Annotated in this window: 21 protein-coding genes; 1 reads left to right on the top strand and 20 read right to left on the bottom strand. The window is 70.2% G+C overall.

Translation table 11 applies throughout. From position 1 onward, the window contains the following. Positions 1-393: 393 nt before the first annotated feature. The 5 genes from EPO51_RS10560 to EPO51_RS10540 all read right to left on the bottom strand — a co-directional run bounded on the left by EPO51_RS10560 (position 394) and on the right by EPO51_RS10540 (position 7892). Positions 394-1791 (bottom strand): efflux transporter outer membrane subunit, encoded by a 1398-nt coding sequence (locus EPO51_RS10560; protein ID WP_293349801.1) that lies wholly within the window; start codon positions 1789-1791, stop codon positions 394-396. Beyond that, positions 1788-4967 (bottom strand): efflux RND transporter permease subunit, encoded by a 3180-nt coding sequence (locus EPO51_RS10555; protein ID WP_293349798.1) that lies wholly within the window; start codon positions 4965-4967, stop codon positions 1788-1790. The genes EPO51_RS10560 and EPO51_RS10555 overlap by 4 nt, the downstream gene beginning before the upstream one ends. A gap of 83 nt (positions 4968-5050) precedes the next feature. Beyond that, complete coding sequence (locus tag EPO51_RS10550) at positions 5051-6199, bottom strand: efflux RND transporter periplasmic adaptor subunit (RefSeq protein WP_293349795.1); 1149 nt, start codon at positions 6197-6199, stop codon at positions 5051-5053. Between the two features lie 136 nt (positions 6200-6335). Further along, positions 6336-6947, bottom strand: coding sequence for a TetR/AcrR family transcriptional regulator (locus EPO51_RS10545; RefSeq protein ID WP_293349792.1), 612 nt, complete (start codon positions 6945-6947; stop codon positions 6336-6338). A 261-nt stretch (positions 6948-7208) separates the two neighbouring features. Further along, positions 7209-7892: a PEPxxWA-CTERM sorting domain-containing protein gene (locus tag EPO51_RS10540; RefSeq protein ID WP_293349789.1), complete on the bottom strand. Its 684-nt coding sequence runs from the start codon at positions 7890-7892 to the stop codon at positions 7209-7211. Between the two features lie 230 nt (positions 7893-8122). On the opposite strand from EPO51_RS10540, the gene EPO51_RS10535 reads away from it, so the two are divergent. Beyond that, positions 8123-8350: a hypothetical protein gene (locus EPO51_RS10535; protein ID WP_293349787.1), complete on the top strand. Its 228-nt coding sequence runs from the start codon at positions 8123-8125 to the stop codon at positions 8348-8350. Positions 8351-8360: 10 nt separating this feature from the next. Here the strand turns inward: EPO51_RS10535 and EPO51_RS10530 are convergent, their stop codons facing one another. The 15 genes from EPO51_RS10530 to EPO51_RS10460 form a co-directional block, all read right to left on the bottom strand. Further along, on the bottom strand, positions 8361-8870 hold the full coding sequence (locus EPO51_RS10530; protein WP_293349784.1) for an A24 family peptidase: 510 nt from the start codon (positions 8868-8870) through the stop codon (positions 8361-8363). Then, entirely contained in the window at positions 8857-9732 is an 876-nt protein-coding gene (locus tag EPO51_RS10525) for a tetratricopeptide repeat protein (protein ID WP_293349781.1), read from the bottom strand. Before EPO51_RS10525 ends, EPO51_RS10530 begins: the two co-directional genes overlap by 14 nt. Continuing rightward, on the bottom strand, positions 9720-10211 hold the full coding sequence (locus EPO51_RS10520; RefSeq protein WP_293349778.1) for a hypothetical protein: 492 nt from the start codon (positions 10209-10211) through the stop codon (positions 9720-9722). Before EPO51_RS10520 ends, EPO51_RS10525 begins: the two co-directional genes overlap by 13 nt. Before the next feature lie 5 nt (positions 10212-10216). Further along, complete coding sequence (locus EPO51_RS10515) at positions 10217-11158, bottom strand: type II secretion system F family protein (RefSeq protein ID WP_293349775.1); 942 nt, start codon at positions 11156-11158, stop codon at positions 10217-10219. A 2-nt stretch (positions 11159-11160) separates the two neighbouring features. Then, complete coding sequence (locus tag EPO51_RS10510) at positions 11161-12153, bottom strand: type II secretion system F family protein (RefSeq protein WP_293349772.1); 993 nt, start codon at positions 12151-12153, stop codon at positions 11161-11163. Between the two features lie 3 nt (positions 12154-12156). Beyond that, a complete protein-coding gene (locus EPO51_RS10505; protein ID WP_293349769.1) occupies positions 12157-13485 on the bottom strand; it encodes a CpaF family protein in 1329 nt (442 codons plus the stop codon). Position 13486: 1 nt separating this feature from the next. After that, positions 13487-14683 carry an AAA family ATPase gene (locus EPO51_RS10500; RefSeq protein WP_293349766.1) on the bottom strand — a complete coding sequence of 399 codons (1197 nt, stop codon included), beginning with the start codon at positions 14681-14683 and terminating at the stop codon, positions 13487-13489. 32 nt (positions 14684-14715) lie between these two features. Then, on the bottom strand, positions 14716-15003 hold the full coding sequence (locus tag EPO51_RS10495) for a hypothetical protein (RefSeq protein ID WP_293349763.1): 288 nt from the start codon (positions 15001-15003) through the stop codon (positions 14716-14718). After that, positions 14990-16399: a type II and III secretion system protein family protein gene (locus tag EPO51_RS10490; RefSeq protein ID WP_293349760.1), complete on the bottom strand. Its 1410-nt coding sequence runs from the start codon at positions 16397-16399 to the stop codon at positions 14990-14992. Before EPO51_RS10490 ends, EPO51_RS10495 begins: the two co-directional genes overlap by 14 nt. Next, on the bottom strand, positions 16396-17238 hold the full coding sequence (cpaB, locus tag EPO51_RS10485; RefSeq protein WP_293349757.1) for a Flp pilus assembly protein CpaB: 843 nt from the start codon (positions 17236-17238) through the stop codon (positions 16396-16398). The genes EPO51_RS10490 and cpaB overlap by 4 nt, the downstream gene beginning before the upstream one ends. A gap of 117 nt (positions 17239-17355) precedes the next feature. Continuing rightward, on the bottom strand, positions 17356-17526 hold the full coding sequence (locus EPO51_RS10480) for a Flp family type IVb pilin (RefSeq protein ID WP_293349754.1): 171 nt from the start codon (positions 17524-17526) through the stop codon (positions 17356-17358). 268 nt (positions 17527-17794) lie between these two features. Next, positions 17795-18769, bottom strand: a complete 975-nt coding sequence (locus EPO51_RS10475) for an ABC transporter permease (RefSeq protein ID WP_293349751.1) — start codon at positions 18767-18769, stop codon at positions 17795-17797. Beyond that, a complete protein-coding gene (locus EPO51_RS10470) occupies positions 18766-19719 on the bottom strand; it encodes an ABC transporter ATP-binding protein (RefSeq protein ID WP_293349748.1) in 954 nt (317 codons plus the stop codon). Before EPO51_RS10470 ends, EPO51_RS10475 begins: the two co-directional genes overlap by 4 nt. 51 nt (positions 19720-19770) lie before the next feature. After that, positions 19771-20178: a TadE/TadG family type IV pilus assembly protein gene (locus EPO51_RS10465; protein ID WP_293349745.1), complete on the bottom strand. Its 408-nt coding sequence runs from the start codon at positions 20176-20178 to the stop codon at positions 19771-19773. After that, positions 20178-20744 (bottom strand): TadE/TadG family type IV pilus assembly protein, encoded by a 567-nt coding sequence (locus tag EPO51_RS10460; protein WP_293349742.1) that lies wholly within the window; start codon positions 20742-20744, stop codon positions 20178-20180. Before EPO51_RS10460 ends, EPO51_RS10465 begins: the two co-directional genes overlap by 1 nt.

Here is a 20744-nt window from a genome sequence, read left to right as displayed (position 1 = left end):
ATCAAGTTAACTGCACACTTCCGAGGGCTTGGAAGCAATAAACACTGATATATGAACTTAACAACATAACGCCAGTATAGAGAATTTCTCAGATTAGAATTTCAATTCCCAAGTTCAATATTAGAATACACCTGCGGCGCGTTGACGCACCTCAAGGATGTCCACAGTTTCACTCCCAGACCTCATAGCGCCCCTCATCCACGAGTCGTGATGCGACTATCGGGCGAATGCACGGCGGATGAACCTTTCACGGGCGGCCAGGCGAACGCGTTCCCCGAGAATCTCTGGCCCGCGAGCAAGACGAAACCGCCGCCGGGGACCTGCGGGCGGGCCGACCCGACGGCCACCGGCCCTGTGCAGGTCTCCGAAGACCAACCTTCGTAGCAATGACAGTTAGGCGCCAGCGCCGCCCAGAGCCTTGTAGATCGTCACCACGTCCACGTTGGCCGCGGTCTGGGCGGCGGCCAGGCCATCCTCGGCCTCGAGCCGCGTGCGCTCGGCGTCCAGCACCCGCAGGAAGTCGATCCGACCCTCCTTGTAGCGGATGTGGGCCAGGTCGGCGGCCCGGCGCGACGCCGCCACCTGCTGCGACAGGCTCAGGACCTGCGCCTGGCGCTCGCGGTACGCGACCAGGGCGTTCTGCAGGTCCTCAACGGCGCGCAGGGCGGTCTGTTCGTACAGGGCCAGGCTGGCGTCGCCGCGGGCCTCCTGGGCGCGCAGGCGGGCGCGGGCGCTGCCGAAGTCGAGCCCCGGCCAGCTCACCGTCGGGCTGACCGCCCAAGCCTGGCTTCCGCTTTTGAAAAGGCCGCCCAGGTCGCCGGACAGGAAGCCGACGAAGCCGGTCACGCTGACGCGTGGGAACAGGTCGGCGGTGGCCACGCCCGTCCGCGCGGTCTCGGCGGCGAGGCGGCGCTCGGCGGCCTGGACGTCCGGCCGGCGGCGCAGGAAGCTCGAGGCGTCGCCGATGGCGATGGCGGTCGGGGGCCGCGGCTCGGCCCGTGGCGACACGGCCAGTTCGACGTCCAGCGCGCCCGGGCGTTCGCCCAGCAGGACCGCGAGCCGGTGCGCGGCCTGGGCCTCGGCGATGCGCAACTGCGGAATCGCCGCCTCGGTGGCGTTCAGGCGGGCCTTGGCGCTTTCGACGTCGACGGGATCGCCCGGCCCGACCTCGAAACGGATCTGGGTGAGCCGTAGCGTGTCGCGCTGGGTGCGGGCGTTCTCCTCGGCCACGGCGCGCCGTGTCTGGGCGCCGCGCAGCTCGAGGTAGTTTCGGGCGACTTCCGCCGCGACGGTCACCTGCACGTTGCGCAGGTCGGCCTTGGTGGCGTCGGCCTCGGCCCGGGCGGCGGCCACCTGGTGGCGTACGCGGCCGAACAGGTCGATCTCCCAGGCGGCGTCGAAGCCGATCTCGGCCTGTTCGACCGTCGTGCGCTGGGCGGAGAAGCCCGGCGTCTGCTGGCGGCTGCGACTGTAGCCGGCGCCAGTGGTCACCTGCGGGAGCTGATCGAGCTGCACGTCCCGGAACAGGGCGCGGGCCTCGCGTACGCGGGCGACCGCGATGCGCAGGTCGAGATTGCCGGCCAGCGCCCGCCCGATCAGGCGGTCGAGCTCGGGATCGCCCAGCGTCTTCCACCACTCGGCCTCGGCCGGCGCCGCGGTGGTCACCAGGGCGGGGTCCACCGCGGCCAGCGCGACCGGGGCGGGAGCCGGCGCCCGATAGGTGGGGCCGACGGCGCAGGCGGCCAGGGTCGCGGCGGACGCCGCCAGGAGGAGGGTTCGGATCAGGTTCATGAGGGGTCCTCAGCGGCCGGCAGGGCGGCGGCGGGGGAGGCTTTCGCCCGGCCGCCCGCCAGGCGGCGGATGGTCCAGTAGAAGACGGGGGTGAAGACCAGGCCGAACAGGGTCACGCCCAGCATCCCGGAGAACACCGCCACACCCATCGCGCGGCGCATCTCGGCTCCGGCGCCCGTGGACACCACCAGCGGGGCGACGCCCATGATGAAGGCCAGCGAGGTCATCAGGATCGGCCGCAGGCGCAGCCGGCAGGCCGCCAGCACCGCCTGCAGGACGGTGTCGCCCTCCATCTCGCGTTCCCGGGCGAACTCGACGATCAGGATGGCGTTCTTGCACGCCAGCCCCACCAGCACGATCAGCCCGATCTGGGTGAAGACATTGTTGTCGCCGCCCACCAGCTGCACCCCGATCAGGGCGCAGAGCAGGCACATGGGCACGATCAGGATCACCACCAGCGGCAGGGTCCAGCTCTCGTACTGGGCCACCAGCACCAGGAAGGCCAGCAGCACGCAGATCGGGAAGACATAGATCGCCGTGTTGCCCGCCAGGATCTGCTGGTAGGTCAGCTCGGTCCACTCGAAGCCCACCCCGTTCGGCAGCTCGCGCCGGGCGATGTCCTCCAGCGCCTTCTGCGCCTGCCCCGTGCTGTGGCCCAGCGACGGCCCGCCGTTGATCTCGGCGGTCAGGCTGCCGTTGTAGTGGCTGGTGCGCTCAGGGCCGGTGGTCTCATGCGTGGTCACGAAGGCGCCCAGCGGGATCATCTGGCCGGCCGCGTTGCGGGTCTGCAGGCGCAGGATGTCCTCGGGCTGCAGGCGGAAGCGCTGGTCGGCCTGGACATTGACCGGATAGGTCCGCCCGAACCGGTTGAAGTCGTTCACATAGAGCGAGCCCAGGTAGACCTGCATGGTCTCGTAGAGGTCGCCCAGCGCCACGCCCTGGGCCCTCGCCTTCTCGCGGTCCACGTCGGCCCGGATCTTGGGCACGCCGATCTGGTACGAGGAGAACACGCCGGCCAAGGCCGGGTCCTTGGAGGCCGCGGCGATCACCTTCTGGGTCGCCTCGTAGAGCGCCTCGGGTCCGAGGCCGGCGGTGTCCTGGATCTGCATCCGGAAGCCGCCGATGGTCCCCAGGCCCTGGACGGGCGGCGGCGGGAAGACGGCGATCTGGGCGTCCGGAATGCCGGCGAACTTCTCGTTCAGGCTCTTGGCGATGGCGTCGGCGGACAGGTCCTTGGTCTTCCGCTTGTCGAAGTTCTCCAGCGGGATGAACACCGCGCCCGCGTTGGGGCTGTTCACCAGGCCGTTCACCGACAGGCCTGGGAAGGCGACCGCGTGGGTCACCCCCGGGGTCTTGAGCGCGATGGCGCTCATCTCGCGGACCACGGCCTCCGTGCGGTCGATGGTCGCCGCGTCCGGGAGTTGGGCCACGGCCACGACGTAGAGCTTGTCCTGCTGGGGCACGAAGCCGCCCGGCGTGCGGGCGAAGGACAGCACCGTGAAGCCGATCAGCACGCCGTAGATCACCAGCGCGATCGAGCTGCGGCCCAGCATCCGGCCGACGCCGCCGACGTACGACGCCGACATCCAGGCGAAGCCGCGGTTGAACGGCCGGAACAGCCATCCCAGCGACCGCTCCATGGCGCGCTCGATCCGATCCTTCGGCGCACCGTGCGGGCGCAGCAGGACCGCGGCCAGAGCCGGCGACAGGGTCAGGGAGTTGAAGGCCGAGATCACCGTCGAGATGGCGATGGTCAGGGCGAACTGCCGATAGAACTGGCCCGTCAGGCCGGTGATGAAAGCGGTCGGGATGAAGACCGCGCAGAGCACCAGCGCCGTGGAGATGATCGGGCCGGTGACCTCGCGCATGGCCCGCCGTGTGGCGTCCGGCGGCGAGAGGCCCAGCGCGATGTTCCGCTCCACGTTCTCGACCACGACGATGGCGTCGTCGACCACGATGCCGATGGCCAGAACCAGGCCGAACAGGGTGAGCGCGTTCAGGCCGAAGCCCATGGCCAGCAGGACCGCGAAGGTCCCCACCAGGCTGACCGGCACGGCGGCCAGGGGGATGATCGAGGCGCGCCAGTTCTGCAGGAACAGCACGACCACCAGCACCACGAGGAACAGGGCCTCGAACAGGGTGTGGATCACCGCGTCGATGCTCTCGTGCACGAAGCCGGTGGTGTTGTAGACGATGTGGTACTCGACCCCCTCGGGGAAGTCCTTCTTCAGCTCCTCCATGGTCTTCTTCACGCCGTCGGCCATCTGCAGCGCATTGGTGCCGGGCCGTTGGAAGACCGGCATGGCGATGGCCGGCTTGTTGTCCAGCAGGGCGCGCAGCGCGTAGCTGTCCGAGCCCAGCTCAATGCGGGCCACGTCGCGCAGATGGCTGATCTCGCCCTGGTCGCCGGCGCGGATCACGATGTCGCCGAACTGCTGCTCCGTCTCAAGCCGGCCCTGGGTGTTCACCGAGATCTGGAAGTCGGCTTGGCCGGGCGCGGGCGGGGCGCCGACCTGGCCGGCGGCGACCTGGACGTTCTGCTCGCGCAACGCGGCCACCACGTCACCGGGGGTCAAGGAGCGCGACGCCAGCTTCTCGGGATCCAGCCAGATGCGCATGGAGTACGGCCCCTGGCCGAACATCTGCACATCGCCGACGCCATAGCTGCGGGCCAGGGCGTCCTTCACGTGGAGCTGGGCGTAGCTGGCCAGGTACGACATGTCGTAGCGGTCGTCGGTCGAGGTCAGGTGGACGACCTCGATCAGCGTCGGCGAGGCCTTGGTGGTGGTGACCCCGACCCGCTGCACCTCAGGCGGAAGCTTGGCCAGCACCTGCGCGACCCGGTTCTGGACCAGCACCTGCGCCTTGTCCGGGTCCACGCCCAGCGCGAAGGTCACGGTCAGGGCCATGGCCCCGTCGGCGGTCGCCTGGGACGACTGATAGAGCATCCCCTCGACGCCGTTGATCGACTGCTCCAGCGGCGAGGCCACCGTCTCGGCGATCACCGCCGGATCGGCTCCGGCGTAGGAGGTGCGCACGACGACGGTCGGCGGCACCACCTCCGGGTACTCGGCTATGGGCAGGATCGGCAGGGCGATCAGGCCTGCCACGAAGATCACGATCGAGAGGACGACCGCGAAGCGAGGGCGGCCGATGAAGAAGTCGGAGAAGTTCATGGCGAAGCCCGAGGTTGGGGTGTGCGTCAGGCTCCAGACGCGCGCCGGCGCGTCCGTGAGCTGTCGTCAGGAATGGAGGGGTGTCAGCCGGCGGGCTGGAGGGTGGCGAGCTCGGCGGTGGTGGTCTTCGGCGGGGCGACCAGGCGCGGTTTCACCTTGTCTCCGGGCTTCACCTTCTGCAGGCCGGCGCTGACGATCCTTTCGCCGGGCTTGAGTCCGGAAAGGACGATGCGCTGTTCGCCGACCGCGCGGCCCAGGGTCACGGACCGGTACTGCACGCGGTCGCCCGCCCCCAGCACCAGGACATAACGCTTGCCGAGGTCAGTCCCCAGCGCGCGCTCCGGCACCAGGGCCACGGACTGCGCGGCGCTGCTGACCAGCCGCACGCGAGCGAACAGGCCGGGCGTGAAGCTGCCGTCGGCGTTGTCGAAGATGGCGCGGCCGACGATGGTGCCGCTGCGCGCGTCCACGGCGTTGTCGAGGAACTGCAGCTTGCCGCGGTGCGGGAAGCCGGCCTCGTCCATCAGGCCCATGTAGACGGGTTCCTTCCCGCTCCGTTGGGCCTCGGCGTACTTGAGGTAGGTCTGCTCGTCGGCGTTGAAGGTCGCGTAGATCGGGCTGTCCGACACCACCGTGGTCAGGATGTCGGCGGGCGTCACCAGGTTGCCGCGGGTGATCATCGCCTTGGAGACCCGCCCGTCGATCGGCGAGGTCACGCGGGTGAAGGACAGGTTCAGTTCCGCGGCGCGGAGACTCGCCTGGGCGGCCTGCAGGTCGGCCTGCGCGGCCTTGGCGGTCGAGGCGAGGCGCTCCGCCTCCTCGCCGGCGATCGCTTCCTGGGCCAGCAGGCGCTGGGCGCGGCCACTGTCGCCGACGGCCAGTTCCGAGCGCGCCCGGGCCTGTTCGGCCTGGGCGCGGAGCCGGTCGACCTCGGCCTGGAACGGGCGCGGATCGATCTGGAAGAGCAGTTGTCCCTTGGCCACCCGGGCGCCCTCGGCGAACGGCGCGGCCACGATCTGGCCGGCGACGCGGGGACGGAGCGACACGCTGTCGACAGGCTCCAGCCGGCCCGTGAAGTCGTCCCACTGGCGCAGGGTCTGGAACGTCACCGCCGTGACGCCGACTTCGGCGGCCGGCGGTGTCGCTGGAGGTGTCTGGGCCTCCGCGCCGCAGCCTGCGAGGAACAGCGCGGCCAGCAGGGCTGCGGCCTGTTTGGGAAGGATGTCCGACATTTTACGCTCCGCAGCGGGAGCGTCCGGTCGGAGCCCCCATTCTATACCGTTCGGTCTAGATGGGGCTCATGCTGCAGTGCGCAATAGGCTTACGTATCGATCGGTATAAAAAACATGGTCGACGAAAATTTCGCGCTCAGCGGCCGGGCCACAGGCCCAGGGTGGTCTTCACCAGGCTCTCCAGCGCTTCGGTCGAGGCGCCGTTGCCGGCCTGCAGGCAGAGGCCCTGGATGACCGCGCTGAGATAGCTCACCAAGCCCGCCGGATCGATGTGATCGGGAAAATCACCCTCGGCCTTGGCGCGCTCGAAGCGGCGCAGCAGGGCGGCGTCCGACGACGCCCGCCGCGCCACCACCTCGACCCGGATGCACTCCGCCTCCGATCCGCAGGCCGTGGAACTGATCACGCCCAGGCAGCCCTTCGGGTCCGAGCCGGTGGTCTGCATGTCGAGCGCGCCGCGCAGCAGTCGCTCGGCCACCCCGCGCGCCGTCGGCGCCTCCAGCGCCGCCCCGACATAGGCCAGCTTGTCGCGCTCGTAGAGGTCCAGGGCCTTCTTGAAGAGGGACTCCTTGTTGCCGAACGCGGCGTAGAGACTGGGGCGGGTGATGCCCATGGCCTCGGTCAGGTCGCTCATCGAGGCGCCCTCGTAGCCTTTGGTCCAGAAGACGCGCAGGGCCGCGACCAGCGCCTCTTCCGCGCAGAACTCGCGCGGCCGGCCGCGGATCGGGCTCTTGTCCAGGGTTTCCATACCGCTCGATACGTAAGGTCGCGGAAGTCGGACGTCCAGTGCCTGGACGCCCAAGAGCTTCAGGCTCTTGCGGTTTCGAGGGAGCTTTCCGGCTCGGAGCACCGCCGGCGCGATCTTCGCGCGATCGGGGCGTCTGCGTTTCCCCAATAGAAAAGCCCGGGCTCACGCCCGGGCTTATCCATCGATCGCCGCCGACACAGGATGCGCTCGGGGAAGCGCTCGTCGGGCGTTGGCCGGACGAACGGCGGCGACCAATCCGATCTAGGCGACCGCGAGAGCCGCGCGACGGCGACGGAGCACCGAACCGGCGGCGCCGAAGCCCATGATCATCATCGCCCAGGTGGCCGGCTCGGGAACCGCGACCAGGCCGGAGATCCGGATCTGGCCCACGCCGTCCAGCACGGGCGTGCCGTAGGTGTTGAAGCTGACGTGGCTCAGGGTTTCACCACCCGTGGTGTAGACGCTGATGAACGAGCTGTTGGTGATGCCGGTGAGGTGGGTCTGCTCGAGCAGGCCGTTGTTGTAGCTGAACACGTCGACCGCCCACGGCACCGGTTGGCCGGTGGACTTGGGGGTGTTGAGGTTGAACTCGATCGAGGTGAACTGATAGCCGCCGGCGAGGGCGAAATCGAGGTAGGTCAGGCCGCTGCCGTCGGTGGAAATGATCCAGGGCTGGCCGTTACCGTCGGAGCTGGGCTTGATGTTCTCGTTGCCGGTGATGATCACGCCGACGTTGGTCGGGCCGGTCGTGCCGTAGGTCGTGAAGTCGTTGTAGAGCCCGTCGGCGATCAAGTGGACCGTGTCGGTGGCCGGACCGTTGCTGTCGTCCACGATGACGTTCGGATCGTCCGGCCCAACCGTGGTGATCACGACCGCCGCGGAGGCGGCGCTCGCGGACAGCGTCAGGACGCTCGCGGCGGCTGCCGCCAGAAGCTTCAGGTTCATTGTAGTCCCCACTAATCCGCGCTGCAACGCAGCGATTGTTTGGATGTCTGAGGGATCAACTTCACGGTTATTGTCGGTTAACACAATAATAATTGCCCCCGACACTTCCTAATTGATCTTAATATGCCTTAATTCAACTCCCCTGCTGGGTGTATTCTCCCTTCGAAGCAGTGAATGCTGATCCCTTCTGCACCGCACGCGGCGCAGATGTCGCGTGGGCAGGAGCCTTGATGCGCTTCAGGCTATATGGGCTGGGCTACCTTCTGGGGTGGCCCCTGGTCGACCTGCTGGACGGCGAATTCGAGGTGGCCGTCGCGCGGGCCGAGCAGATGTTGTCGGCCCATGGCGATTGCGAGATCGTCGAGATCTTCGAAGGGAACGTCCTGCTGGACGTCGTGGACCGGCCGATGCCGCGGACCCACCGTGGGGCCGAGACGGCGTCCCTCGCGGACGGATGATGAGGCGTTCTCAGAAGCCCGGCAGCGGGGGAAGCCGTCCAAGCAGCGCCGCCCAGACGACGAGAACGCCGGCGGCGGCGATGGCCACCCCATAGGGGATCTCGACGTCGGCCCCCAGCCGGCCGGTGAGCTGCAGCGAAGCCCATGTGCGGCGGGGGCGAGCGAGCAGGAACCCCACGGCCAGCAGGCCGCCGATCAACGACGTCGCGACGGCCAACGGTAGGAAATTCCGGAAGCCCACGAAGAGCGCCGTGGCGGCGAACAGCTTGCCGTCCCCGCCCCCGACAAGCCCCGCGGCGAACAGCCCGTATCCCAAAGCCAGGCCGATCGCGCCCGCGGCCAGGTGGCCGGCGAGACCATCGCCCTTCGCGAGGACCGACCAAAGGACAAAGAGCGCGACGACGGCGACCACCGTCCAGTTCGGGATGAGACGGGTGCGGAGGTCCGACACGGCGGCGTAGGTGAGCACGAGCGTCAGGCCGCCCGCGAGCCACCCTTGCAGGATCTCAGCGCGGAGCATCGACCACGCTTGAGGGCGGCCCTGACAAGGTGCGGATCACCCTCAGGTTCTCCGTCGCCCGGGCATAGTGCTCGCCGCGGGCGTCCTGAGCCTGGCGCAACAGCCGTTCGGCCGCCTCGTAGTCGCCACGCAGTCCCGCGACGAACCCGGCGTTGTTCAGCCATGCCGCGCGGTCGGCCCCCGTCCCCCCGTTGGCGGCGCGCTCGTAGTCTCCGGACATGGCGATCGCCAGGCGAAGATTGGTGCGCGCCTGGGCGAGGTCGGGCCGCGCCTGGATGGCGGCGACCAGGTCCTGGATGGCCTCGGGGGACCGGCGCTGGAGGAGACGCGAATAGCCGCGGTTGTTCAGGACCATGGCGGCGGCGCCGGAGGCTTCGAGCGCGTGGGCGTACGCCGCCTCCGCCTCGGCCCAACGCGCGGCCTCGTCGTACTGGGCGCCCAGGGCGTTCCAGGACCGCCAGGCGGTTGGGTCGGCCGCCACGACGCGGAGCAGCAACGACATGGCGTCCTTGGATCGGCCCATCAGCGCCAGGGCGAGGCCCTGACCTTCCCAGGCCCGGACGCGAAGCTCCGGATCGCCCTCGGCCTGCCGGTAGCTGGCCAGGGCGACCGCGTATCGACCCTGGGCCAGGTTCAGCTCGCCGTTGAGCAGCGCCAGGCGCACGTCGCGGGCGCCCTTGAGCGCGGCCTCATCGATCAGCCGTCCGGCGTCGAGAAGCCGTTGCTCGTCGATCGCCTGGCGGATGGCGGTGAGGGTCGCCACGGCCGCGGCGCCATCGGCGGGGGGCCGTCGGCGCGGCGCGGCATCCGCGGGCGCGGCCGCCAGAAGTGCGACGGCGGCGAGCCATACTAGACCTCGCATGCTGGTCTCCTGTCCGGATCGGCGGGCGGGTTCGGGCAGGCGCCTGGAGCGCTCCCGGATCGGTCGTCGCGAGGGATGACGGCCTTCCGGCCGAGCTCGCGGGAATAGGCCATGTTCGCCTGGATCACCGACGACGCCGGGTCCAGCGCAAGCGCCGCCGTGTAGTAGCGCGCGCTGATGTCGAAGCGGCCGAGCTTGTCGTATACGACGCCGAAGGCGTTCAGGATCCGCAGGTCGGCAGGCGCCACGGCCTTGGCGGCCTGCAGCGTCTCCAGGGCGGTCTCGTAGTCCCGGCGCCCGATCGCCCGCACCGCGGCGGCGTAGTAGGCCTCGCCCCGGCCCGACGGCGTCTTCGAACTCGTGATCGCCGGGCTCACCTCGAGGCGGCCCGGCTCCTGGGCGCCGGTCGCACAGGCGGAGAGCGCCAGCCCGGCGAACAGGGCGAGGAACAGGGCGGTTGGCGCTGCGCGGGGAAGCATGCCGATCATTGCTGCAACAGCGTCGGCAGGAGGGTGCGCACGACGTCGATCGCGGCGGGCAGGAGCAGCGCCACGATGATCACCGGCATGAAGCAGACCACCATGGGCAGGGCCATCAGGACGGGGATCCGCATGGCCTTCTCCTCGGCCTTGAGGAAGCGGGTGGTCCGCATCTCGCCGGAGAAGACCCGCAGGCTTTGGCCGATGCTGACGCCCAGGCTCTGGGTCTGGATGAGCAGCGCCACGAACGAGCGGATCATATCCACGTCGATCCGTTCCGCCATGTCGCGCAGGGCGTCGGCCCGGCTTCGGCCCGCGACCACCTCCTCGCTCAACCGTCCGAACTCCTGTGCGATCCTCGGGTGCGACACCCGCACCTCCTCGGCGACGCGGACCAGGGCGCTGTCGAGGCCAAGGCCCGCCTCCACGCAAACGACCAGGAGGTCGAGCGCGTCCGGAAACTGCTCCTCCATGGCGACCCGGCGGCCCTTCGCGCGCCGGCCTACGTAGACCGCCGGCGCCATCAGCCCCACGGCGCAGGCGGCCACGCCGACGCCCGCACCGATAGGGCTCGCCAGGGCCACGCCGACGGACGCCAACGCAGCCACGGCGGCGAGCGGAGCCAGTACGCCCAGCGCCGCGCGAACGAGCAGGTAGATCGCCGGGGCTGCGGGGTGGTCGAATCCGGCCAGGGCCAGCTCGCGCCGCAGGCGTGTCTCCGATGCGGGGTTCGACGCCAGGAAGCCCTGCGCCCCGCGGAGCAGCGGATGGCGCACCGCCGTGGTCCGGAGCAGCGGCTGCGCCTCGGCGCGCCCAGGCGCCAGATGAGAGAACAGGCGGCGGTTCACGCGATCCGAAGCCGACAGCACCCGCTCGCCAAGGACCACGGCGGCGAAGACGCCGGTGAAGGCGAGCGCCGAGAACAGGATGATCCACGCGTCCGCCACGGTCAGTACCGGAAGTTGATGATGCGGCGCACGGCGACCCAGCCCGTGACGTAGAGCACCGCTGCGACGCCGGCCACCGGCCAGAAGATCGGGTCGGCGACCTTGGCCGCATAGGCAGCGGGATGGATCAGGAGTTGCACCGCCAGGAGGCCAATGGGCAGGACGCTCATCAGCAGCGCCGAGGCGCGACCCTCACTGGACAGCGCCTTCACCCGTTGGGCCAGGGTGGCGCGACCCCGCATGACGGCCGAAAGTCCCTCCAGGATCTCCGCGAGGTTGCCGCCGGTCTCGGACTGGATGCTGACGCTCACCGCGAAGAAATGTGCGTCGGACGACCCGGTGCGTCGCGCGAAGTGCGCCAGCGCCTCGCGGAAATCCATGCCGTAACTTGTCTCGTCCACCACCAGGCCGAGTTCGCTGCCCGTGGGATCGGGCAGTTCCTCCGCCGCCAGGTGTACGGCGGAGATCACGGGATGCCCGGCCCGCAAGGCTCGGCCGATGATGTCGAGCGCCACCGGAAACTGCGCCTCAAGCCGTGCCAGTCGGCGACGCCGACAGGCGCCGATCCAGAGCCAGACGCCGCCGCCGGAGAGCAGCAGGGAGCCCACCAACGACAGCAGGCCCCCGGCGACGATGTCGCTTCCCGGCGCGCTGCTGGCGAGGACCAGGGAAATGACCCAAAGAACCGCCGCCCCGGCCCCCACCAGCGTGATCGTCTGCTCGGGCGTGATCCGCAGGCCGGCCTGCGCGAGGGCGGCGCTCAGGCGCGGCCGCCACGCCCGCCAGAACGCGCCGGTCCCGGCCGAAATCGGTTCACGGACCAGGGCGGCATAGACCTGCTCGGGCGCCTGGCCGCTGGCCAGCATGGTGAGCCTGCGATTCACCCGCCGCCGCCGGTCGCGCGCGGACAGCAGCAGTTCCGCAAGCGTGTGGGCGCCCAGCGCGACACTGACGAGGATGAGGACGCAGATCAGCGGGATGACCAGGTCGGGCATCGGCTAGACCCAACGGCGGTTGGCGCTGAACATCGTGCCCGGCAGTTCCACGCCGCGGCTCGCCAGCACTTCCAGCAACCGGGGCCGCACGCCGGAACACTCGAAATCCCCGAGGACCTCCCCGTCCGCGGTCCGCCCTTGGCGACGGAAGCGGAAGATCTCCTGGGTCGTGATGACGTCCTCCTCCATCCCGACCACCTCGGCGATGGACACCAGCCGCCGGCGCCCGTCGTCCATCCGTTCGGCCTGGACGACCAGGTGGATCGCCGAGGCGATCTGCTGGCGGATCGATCGCGGCGACAGCTCCAGGCCGGCCATGCCGATCATCTGCTCCAGCCGCGAGAGCGCGTCGCGGGGGCTGTTGGCATGGACGGTGGTCATCGAGCCATCGTGGCCGGTGTTCATGGCCTGGAGCATGTCGAAGGCTTCGCCGGCCCGGACCTCGCCCACGATGATGCGATCCGGCCGCATGCGCAGAGCGTTCCGCAGCAGGTCGCGCTGGGTCACCTCGCCCTTCTGCTCCATGTTGGGCGGGCGGGTCTCCAGGCGTCCCACGTGGGGCTGCTGCAGCTGCAGCTCGGCGGAATCCTCGATGGTGATGACCCGCTCGTGCTCGCCGATCGAGGCCGAGAGCGCGTTGAGCAGCGTGGTCTTGCCCGACCCCGCCCCGCCCGAGATCAGGATATTGCGGCGCGCCCGGGCCACGCCCTCCAGGAAACGCGCCATGTCGGCGCTGAGGCTGCCCAGCTCGACGAGCCGCGCCATCTGGATCGGAGAGGCGGCGAACTTGCGGATCGAGACCAGCGGGCCGTCGACGGCGAGCGGCGGGATGATGGCGTTGATCCGGCTGCCGTCGGGAAGCCGCGCATCGACCATCGGCTGGCCTTCGTCGATCCGCCGTCCCACGGCGGACACGATGCGGTTGAGGATTCGGATCAGGTGGCGGGCGTCCTGGAACTGGACCTCGGCACGCTCCAGCCGTCCGTCCCGCTCCACGTAGACGGTGGTGTGGGTATTGATCAGGATCTCGGTGATCCCGGGGTCCTTCAGCAGGGGCTCCAGCGGGCCCAGTCCCAGCAACTCGTCGAGGACGTCGTCGATCAGGCGGTCCGTCTGGGTGAGGCTGAGGACCCGCTTTTCCTCGCCCAGCAGCGCGCTCACCGCCCCCCGGATCTCGAGGCGCAACACGTCGCGCGGCGCCTTTTCGAGCTGGCTGAGGTTCAACAGCTCGATCAGCCGCTGGTGGATGCGCACCTTCAGGGCCGTCGCCCCTTCGAGCGCCTGGGCGCCTGCGTCAGCGCCGGAACCGCTGTTGTTCAGGTTCCAGAGCATCCTAGCGGCCCGATGCGACGGCGAGCGGCGCGGCGATCCTGGCGGCCAGTTCGGCGACCGCCTTCTCGACCTTCGCGCCACGACGGATGGCCGAGATCTCGACCCCCTGGGCCGCGGCCGCCATCATCGTGCGCCGATCCTCCGGAACGACCACGTCGAAGACCCGGTCCAGGGCCTTCTGGGCCGCGCCGAGCGAAACCAGGGAGGAACGATCCGCGGCCCGTCCATTGCAGACCAGCGTCACCGGCTTGTCGGCCAGGTTCTGCGAGCGCAGGAACTGGAACTGGCGCCGGGTGAGCTGGACGTGCGGCACCGAGAGCTGGGTGACCAGGACGATGCGGTCGGCCAGCGACAGGAGATGGTTCGTCCAGGCCGTCCAGCTTGCCGGCAGGTCGACGATGGTGAGACCGAAGTTGCGCCGCAGGCCCGCGACCAGGGCTTCAGCCTGCGAGACCGACATCGATTCCAGAGCCACGACCTCGCGCGGCGCAGCCAGCAGCCGCAAGCCGCTGCCATGGCGCGACAGCGCCGCGGCGAAGGGCACCTCGCCCAACGCCCCCGCGCCGAGGCAGTCCGTGATCGTCACGGCGTCTGGCAGGTCGAGGTGCAGGGCGGCGTCGCCGAACTGCAGGTCGAGGTCGGCGAAACAGATGTCGCCCTCGGCGCGCGCCGCCAGCATCGCCGCGACCTGGACGCCGAGGCTGGTGGCCCCCACGCCGCCGCCGGCCTTGAGAAGAGCGACCACCTGGCCCGTGCGCGCCGGCGTCGTCGAATGGGATCCGCCGCTGAGCAGGCGCTCCAGGGACAGCGCGAGCGCCGGCTCGCTGAGCGGGGCGGTCAGCACGTCGGCGGCGCCCTCCCGGATCAGCCAGCGCGTGGTGGTGACGTCGGCGTCGCGCAGGATGACCACCACAGCGGTCCGCGGCGGGCGGGACCGGAGCCGCCGGACCGCGTCCTCGACGTCGGCGGAGGCGCTGCCCGCGAGGGCGACCAGCAGGACATCCCGGTCCGGGTCCGCATCCGGCCAGTTGGCGCCGACGGTCTCGAACCGCACATGGGGGAACAGCGCGGCGATGGAGGCCATGCGGCCCGGCCCCTCCAGCGCGCCCTGCACCACGCCGACGCGGATCTGGCGCGCAGCCGCGACCGCCGGCTGCGCGGCCGAGTCTTTCCGGAACAGGCGCGGCAGGTCCACCATGTCGAGTCAGTTGTCTCCCGAGGTCTGCAGGGTCATTGCGGAGTCCCCGCCGCGCCGACCTTGGACGCGCCGGCGTCGCTCGGCGCGATCACCCGGCCTGCACGGTAGCGCTCCTGGGCGCCGGCGACCCGCGCGCCGTCGCTGACGGCGCCGGACGTCGGCGGCGGCATCGGATTGGCGAGCTGAGCGGCGACGTTCTGGCGGATCGCGGCGCCATATTCCGGTTCCGGCTGCGGCGTGGCGCAGCCCGCGAGCGCCAGGCATGCCAGGGCTGGCCATAGAGCCGCCCGCAGCGATCGCGTGCGCCTAGAAGAGGACATGGCCATGCGCCCCTTCCACGCCCGCCTTCTTGGGATCGGCTGAAATCAGAGCGCGCTCCTCCGGCGTCAGTTTGCGCCCGTCCTTTCCGGTGGCTCCGAGCAGGAAGAGCTCGAAGTCGGAGGGCGGCACGAACCGTCCGCCCGGGAACGCCAGGTCCTGGCGGCTTGGGGTCACCAGGTGCGGCGTGACCACGATGACGAGCTCGGTCTCGTTGCGCTGGTAACCCGTCGAACGGAAAAGGGCGCCCAGCACCGGAACGTCCCCCACGAACGGGAACTGGCGGATCTCGTTCTGGTAGTCCTCCTTCAGCAGGCCGGCGATCATGAACGACTCGCCGTCCCGCAGCTCGACCGTCGTGTGCGCGCGCCGCACCTTGATGCCCGGCACCCGGATCGCGGCGAGGTCGATGGAGACCGTGGGGTCGATGCTGGAGACCTCCGGATTCACGACCACGTTGATGAGACCGTCCTTCAGCAGGGTGGGCGTGAAGGCCAGGGCCACGCCGAACTGCTTGAAGGCGACGGTGATGGCGGGGGTGGAGCCCACGCCGACGCCGCCCTGCTGGGCCACCGGGATCGGGAACTCGCCCCCGGCCAGGAAGCTGGCCGTGTCGCCCGACATGGCGACGAGGTTCGGCTCGGCCAGGGTCCTGACCAGGCCCTTGGTCTCGAGCGCGTCGAGGAGCAGTTCGAGGTTGTTGTTGAAGGTGGCCGAGAGCGCGCCGAAGCTCTGGATCAGGGTTCCGCCGTTCCGCACGTTCGTGTCGCCGGTGAAGACCGCGAGCGACGGGTCCCCGTTGGACGGCAGGCGGTTGACGTTGGCGCGCAGGTTCTTGGCGGTCGAGCGTTCCATCTCGACGAAGCGGACGGCCAGCATGATCTGCTGGGTCCCCTCCACCCCCATCATGTTGACCACCTTCGCCGGCGCATAGGTCTCGGCCAGGGCGAGGGCCTTCTGCAGGGAGGATGGGTTGCTGACCACACCCGAAAGCACGATCGATTGGTTCGCCGCATGGACCGCGATACCGCCCTCTTCCGGCAGCAGGTCGTGGAGCCGTGCCTTCAGGCTTTCCAGGTCGGGCGAGACGATGACGTTCGCGACCGCCAGCAGCCGCTTGCCGGGCCCGTAGGCGGTCAGCGCCGTCGACCCAAGGCCCCTGCCCACGACGTAGACAGAGCGCGGAGTCAGCGGAAGCACGTCCGCCACCTTCGGATCGGCGATCATCAGGTCGACATAGGCTTCCGGGAACTCGATGACCCGCGACTTGCCGACCCCGACGACGAGTTCGCTGGGCGCGGTCTGTGCGCGGGCGCCCGGGACGCAGAGCAGGAGGACGGCGGCGCATGCGATCGCCCAGATCGCGGGGAACCACAGGCGCCGGAGGGACAGGCTCATGACCCCGGCCCCATCGCGTAGCGGGACGTCTCCACGCCGCGCGTCACGGTGACCTCGCCCTTCGGGGCGCGGCGGTCGGCGGGGGCTGTCGCGCGCGCCTTCGAGGGCGCGCGCGGCGCGGCGGCGAGGTCGGACATCGTGGTGGTCTTGCGCGCCAGGGCCGCGGTGTCGGAAACCTGTCTCAGGGTCAGGGACACGGTGCCGACGGCCTGCGCCAGGGAAAGTGCCTGGGCCGCCTCCGGAGTGGCTTCGAGCGTCACCGTCTTGGCCACCTGTGGTTTGCTGGTCTCGGGATCGCTGAGCTGGTCCACCGCGAGAACCAGGCAGTTCTCGGCGAGCACCTGGGTGACCGAACCTTCGCCGGCCCCGGCGTCGGAACGGGTCAGCAGCACGTCGACGCGATCGCCGGGCAGGACGAAGCCGGCCACGCCATGGACGTCGTCCGACCGGATGCTCACCGCCCGGAACCCGGGCGTCAGCGTGCCGGACAGGGTGAGGTCGGCCGCACCGCCGTTGAGCTTGCTGGCCAGGACAGGCTCGTTCGCCGCGAGGCTGCGCATCACGACGCGAGGGGCCGAGCCCGAGGTCAGCGCCGCGACATTGCGGAAGGCGCCGGTGGGCACCGCGGTGGACGGGTACTGGACGACCTTCAGCATCGGGGTTTTGAGCACCGCGCCTCTCTCGATCGACAGGGCCGCGACCACGACGGGCGTCATGTCACTTGTTCCCCGAGCCCCCGCGGCCGGAACGCGCGACGTCAGGGTCGCGTGCGCCAGGAAGGCGGCGACGAGGCCCAGCACCAGGGCCACGGCTAATGTTACGAGCGTGCGGCGGGACATCTACGCGTCCTTCCACGGGGCGCCGGGGGAAACGCCCCAACGGAATGATGACTTGGCGCCGGGAGAACGGGCGGGAGCATCGCTCCGCAGGGCGTTCCCCGGCAGCCGGTCAATGCTTCACGTCTTCGGATTCAGGACACCCGCGACCTTCGTCATGGCGCCGTCCATCGCTCCCGTCAGAATCGCCAGCGTCGCCGTGAGCGCTCCACCGACCACGGCGATGATGAGCACGTATTCGGCCGCCGAAGCCCCAGACTCGTCCTTCAGAAATTCAACAAGCTTAGCCATTGTGAAACCAGTCCCCGAAATGAGAGCCGCCCCCCCGCGAGGGCGGCCGGTTCGCGGAGCCCGCACGGACGGAACACCGCTATCTCAACAAGCTAGCCCACAGCGTTTACGTTTTGTAAATCGCATTCTCTACTCAACGTATGCCGGGGATGCTTAAGGCGATCAGGAACTCGCGCTAGACGCGTAGACTATAGTTAACGCAGCACTCGTTAAGGGTTGTTAAGATTTTTCGCCCCATTGCCGCGGCAAATCTCGGGGGTCTCGGGCGCTATCTCGAACCGCGCAGACGTGACGCAATGAAGTGGAGCGTCCGACCACGCTGCGCGGCCGGCCCCATGCGCACCGAAGAAGCGGCGAAGGCGGCGGCCCAGGCGCACCCGGCGACGAGCAGGGCCGTGGCTGCGGCCTCCTCGACGAGCGGCCGGGGATGCAGGAGCAGCAGGAAGGGTGCGAAGGGCGGCGCGTAGCCCAGCCATGGCAGGACGCCGGCGCCGCCGACGGCGCTCATCAGGCTGGCGAAGAAGGCGAGCAGCAGCACCGCGAACATAGGCCGGGACAGGTTCTGCGCGTCGGAGATGTCGCGCGCCCGCCCTCCGACGCCGATGGCCACCAGGCCATAGAGGGCGACCGCCGAGGCCACGAGCAGCACCATCCGGACGACGGCCGACGCTGTCGGCAGGTGCAAGGGAGGCATGGACCCGGACGGCGAGCCCAGGCCGATCGCCGCGACGCCGCCGACCAGCCAGACGGCCAGCACCAGGACGGCGACCGCGGTCACGCCCAGCAGCTTTCCCAGGACGATCTCCCAGGGCCGCGCCAGCGCGAGCAGGCCCTCCAGCGTGCGCCCGGCGCGCTCGCGGGCCAGGGCATGCAGGCACATGCCCGTCGAAGCCGTGACGACCGCCCACACGCCCACCACGAGGAGCAGCCGCGGCAGGCCTCCGTCGGACGGCGCGACGATCGGCGGCGGGGCGACGCGCGCGACGGCGCCCTGGGCGAGCGAACGCAGGATCTCCCGCTTCGCCCCCTCGGGGACATTTTCGTCGAAACGGACCACCTGATGGCCGTCCGGGCTTCGGCTCAAGACGAGGCTGCCCGCGCCGCCGGGCGCCGGCGGCGCGGGCATGAGAAACGCGCCCCCGGCGGCCAGCAATGGACCCAGCGCCAGGGACAGCCAGAAGCTGACGGTGAGGACGTAGGTCCGGAACTCGCGGCCCGCGATCAGGCCGGCGCGGGCGCTCACGCGGCGATCTCCCGCGGCGGTGGCGCGGTAAGGTCCCAGAACGCCGCCTCAAGGGTCGGGGCGACCGGCTCGAAGGCATAGAGCGCCACCTCGTGCAGCGCGAGCGAGCGCAGCAGGACCGGGTGGGGCGTGGTTGGCGACAGGACGACGCGCCAGCGCATGGCCTGCCGGACGCCCGCGCCCAGCGGACGGGCGCTTGCACCGATCGCCGCGACGGCGGCCAGCAGGGCCTCGCTGTCCGGGGTCACCACGACGGCGCCGTGGGTGACGGCCTCGCACGCCTCGGCCGTCGGCCCTTCGAAGACGGTGCGGCCCGCCGCGACGACCACGACGCGGTCGCACGCCGCCTCGGCGGTATCCAGTCCGTGGGTCGAGAACAGGATGGCGCCGCCACGGGCGCGGAACTCGGCGAAGAGCGACAGGACCTCGCCCTGGCCGATGGGGTCCAGCCCGGACAGCGGTTCGTCGAGAACCAGCAGGTCGGGCTCATGGACGAGCGCGCAGAGCAGCTGGACGCGCTGGGCGTTGCCCTTGGAGAGGTCGCCGATCCGGGCGCCCCGCCGACCTTCCAGCCCGAGCCGCTCCAGCAATCGGTCGGCGGCGGTCAAGGCCGCGCGCCGGGGCAGGCCCTTCATGCGGCCATGGAAGGCGATCGCGTCGCGCGCCCGCTCGTGCAGGAACAGGCCGCGCTCCTCCGGCATGAAGCCGATCCGCCGGCGCCCCCGGGCGTCGGCTGGTTCGCCGAACAGCCGGATCGAGCCGCCGTGGGGCCGCAGCAGGCCGACGATGCAGCGCAGCGTAGTGCTCTTGCCCGCGCCATTGGCGCCGATGAAGCCGGTGATCTCGCCCGACCGCAGCGTCATGGCGACCTGCTCCACCCCACGCGTCCGATCGTAGCGGAAGCACAGGTCCTCGATGCGCAGGACGTCGGAACGGGCGGACCGGGTCACGCGGGAAGCTTGGGCTCCGGCGCTTAAGCCTTCACTAAGGGCTCGGCGGCCTCAGCCCGCCGGATGGCAGGCGGTGACCGTCAGAGGCAGCGTCGGCGAGGCCAGGCCGGTGATCAGCAGGAAGGTCGCGCTGGCCGTGACGCGGCTGCCGCACGGCACCGTCTCGGCGGCGAAGGCCACCTGTGTCGCCGCGCCCTGCAGCACGCTGACGCCATGATCCTGAACCTGCTGGGCGGTGGGAAGGGCGCCGGCGTTGGCCGTCGCCTGGATCGCGGCCCACCTGGCGGTGTTCTGCGCCGCCGACTGCAGGCCGGCGAAGGTATAGATCACGAGGGAGAGGTTGATGACGCCGATGGTCAGGAAGATCATGGCGCCCAGGATCATCGCGAACTCCACCGCCGTCGCGCCGCGCCTGTCGCCGAGCGCGAGCCGCAAGTCCATGAGGGTCGGACGGCGCATCAGGACAACCGACGCCAGGCCGTCTTCGTGATCGCCGTCGGCAGCAGGCTCGCGACGGAGGCCACGCCGAACATGGGCGCATAGTCGTAGGTGACGGTCACCTGGATATAGTCCGCGGGCGGCGTCGCGCTGTCCGTCACCACGGCGCTGCAGTTCGCAGGCTTGGGCGGCGGCGTCTCGCCCAGGACCCAGGAAGAGCCCGCCGGCCGCAGGACGCTGTCGTCGCCCGCGCAGTAGTAGCCTTCGCTTGGCGACCCGGCTGCGACGCTGACCTGCGCCCCCAGTGGGGTGGACTGGACCGCCGTGGTCACCGCGGCGGAAAGGCCCGGGCAATTCTGGGTCGCCGGCAGCTTCTCCGCCGTGTCGCATAGCCGCCACGCCGCCGCGGCCCCCGCATGGCCCGCCTGCTCCACCTGCATCCGGCGCACCGCGAACATCCCGAGGTCCAGCGCGCTGAGCGCGGGAACCGTCAGGGCGACGGCCCACAGGGCGAACTCGACGGCGGCGGCCCCGCGCCTGTCCCGGCCGAACCTCGCCCCTGCGGCGCGTGTGATGGGCTGCGGCAT

Source organism: Phenylobacterium sp., assembly GCF_004297125.1.
Taxonomy (GTDB): Bacteria; Pseudomonadota; Alphaproteobacteria; order Caulobacterales; family Caulobacteraceae; genus Phenylobacterium.
Note: the sequence above shows the minus strand (reverse complement) of the source record. Positions and strands in the feature narration are given on the sequence as shown.